A 2,640-nucleotide genomic window follows, 5' to 3' on the forward strand; every position below is an offset into this window, starting at 1 on the left:
GTAGAATATCAAACCATTCAAAATAAATCTAAAAAAGAAGCTGTATCTATTTCAAAAGAATCTGAAAAAGATGCAGCGGAAGATGCTATAGTTGGTATAGATAAAGAAGCATTTGAAGAAGCTATGGCAAAAGCATTTCAAAAAAACTATCTTTTAACATTCAATAAAAACGAAGCGCTTTTTGAAGAAGTTGTAGCTTTAGAAAAACCAAAACCAGGACAAGGCGGTGTGTCTTTTTCTGCTAGTGTTAGTATGTCTGGTGATGGAGATAAATATATGAATACAAAAGATAAAATTTCATACACTGAAGAAGATATTTTTGGTGATGAATTTGTGATAAAAGATTCGTTACCAAAAATTGATTGGCAAATAACCAACGAAACAAAAATAATTGGTGATTATAATTGCGTAAAAGCAACTTATGTAGAACCCATTTCTAAAAATGATTTAGAAGCATACGAACGTTATCAAGAAAAAACAAAGAACGGAAAATCTTCATTATTTGAAATGAAAAAACCCGAACCACAAACTATTACAGCTTGGTACACCAGTGAAATACCTGTTAGTTTTGGTCCAAATGGCGTATGGGGTTTGCCGGGATTAATTTTACAACTTGAAAATGAAAATTATATTTACTTTTGTACGAAAGTAAGCATAAAAAACAACGAAACAGTAAAAATAAAAATTCCAAATTCTGGTAAAGTCATTTCCAAAAAAGAATATGAAAAATACGAGAAAAAAATGCAAAAACAAATGGAAGACAATGGCGGCACAATTATGTTTCGTGAAACAAAAAATTAACAAACAGACTTAAATGAAAAAAATAATTTTAGTACTAAGCTTATTTCTTATCGGAATGAGTTACGCACAATCGGTAAAGGTTTCAGGAATACTGAAAGATAGCGACAATTTGGTTATAGAAACCGCCAATGTAATGGCTATTAACCAAGTTACAAAAGCGATGGATGCGTACAACATCACCAGTGAAAAAGGGGAATTTTCATTAAACTTAAAAGCCAATACAGAATATATTATCAAAGCCGGTTATATAGGTTATGCGCCTTTTGAACAAAAAATTACAACTACAAAAGAAAACCAAACTTTTAATATTGTTTTATCAAGTTCAAATACCATTGAAACCGTTGAGATTGTTCGAGAAATGCCTGTAAGAATTAGCGGTGACACCATTATTTATAACTCAGATTCGTTTACAAATGGTACCGAAAAAAAGTTAGAAGATGTTCTTAAAAAACTACCTGGCGTATCTGTTAACAAAGACGGTGAGATTTCTGTAGAAGGTAAAACGGCCCAAAAGTTAATGGTTAATGGAAAAGATTTTTTTGATGGCGATACGAAATTAGGTGTGAAAAATATACCTGCAGATGCTATTGATAAAGTACAAGTTTTAAGAAATTATAATGAGGTTTCTAATTTAAAAGGATTAGAAAATAATGAAGAAAATATTGCTATTAATATCAAATTAAAACAAGGTAAAACCAACTTTTGGTTTGGTGATGTCCTTGCTGGAGAAGGCATTATAGACTCGAAAAACAGAAGTATCGTAAATCCAAAATTATTTTATTATAGTCCAAAATACAGCGTTAATTTAATAGGGAATTTAAATAATATTGGAGAGTTACCGCTTACCACGCAGGACTATTTTAAATTTACAGGTGGATTTAGAAATATGATGCGAAAAGGGGGTTCTAGTTTTAATGTTTCTTCAAACGATTTGGGAATTGGGGGATTGAGAAACAATCGTGCAAAAAATATTGATACGAAATTTGGCGCGGCGAACTTTTCCTATAACCCATCGAAAGTATGGACAATTAGTGGATTTGGTATTTACTCGTACAACAAAACCGATTTACAAACCGATAATGTTTACAATCGTGTAGATAGATTGCCAAATGGATCAACCGTAAATATTACAGAAACACGTCAAGACATTTCTAGACAGAGAAACAATTTAGGATTGTTTAAATTAAGTAGTAGCTACGTGCCTTCTACTAAAATGCACCTGGATTACGATGCATTACTAAAAACATCAGATCAATTGGATAGACAAAATGTAGTATCAAGTTTACAAGGGAATATTTTAACCGAAAAAAACCAACAACCTATTTCATTAAATCAAAACTTAAACTACTATTATACGCTAAACGATAAAAATGTATTTGCTTTTGAAATGCAAAATTTATTTCAACAAGAAGATCCGTTTTATAATGCCAATTTACAAATACAACCATTTATTTTGGCAGGATACAATAGTGCTCAATCAAGAAACAGCATCAATCAAAACCGATTTATTAAAACAAATAAAACGGATGCAAAATTTGATTACTACTATATGGTAACACCAAAAAGTAACATTAACGTTACCATTGGAAACACGTATTCGTATCAAAACTTTAACTCCAATATGTTTCAAACATTAGATAATGGCACACAAAATAATTTATCTGATAGTCAAAACACCAATAAAGTAAATTATGTATTTAACGATGCTTTTGTAGGCTTACATTATAAAATGTTGGTTGGGAAATTTACTTTTAATCCAGGAGTTACTTTACATCAATTTAATACCAGTGACACCCAATTGAACAGCGTAAATAATATGAGTTTCAATAGAGTTTTACC

The 2,640-nt window shown here is 30.8% G+C and carries 2 protein-coding genes; both read left to right on the plus strand.

The annotated features are described in order from the left end of the window. A partial coding sequence (locus ACIQ11_RS10195; protein ID WP_396154581.1) for a GLPGLI family protein occupies positions 1–801 on the plus strand: 801 nt, incomplete at its 5' end. 13 nt (positions 802–814) lie between these two features. Next, a partial coding sequence (locus ACIQ11_RS10200; protein WP_396154583.1) for a carboxypeptidase regulatory-like domain-containing protein occupies positions 815–2,640 on the plus strand: 1,826 nt, incomplete at its 3' end.

Origin of the sequence: Flavobacterium sp., from assembly GCF_044361065.1 — a bacterium.
GTDB lineage: Bacteria > Bacteroidota > Bacteroidia > Flavobacteriales > Flavobacteriaceae > Flavobacterium.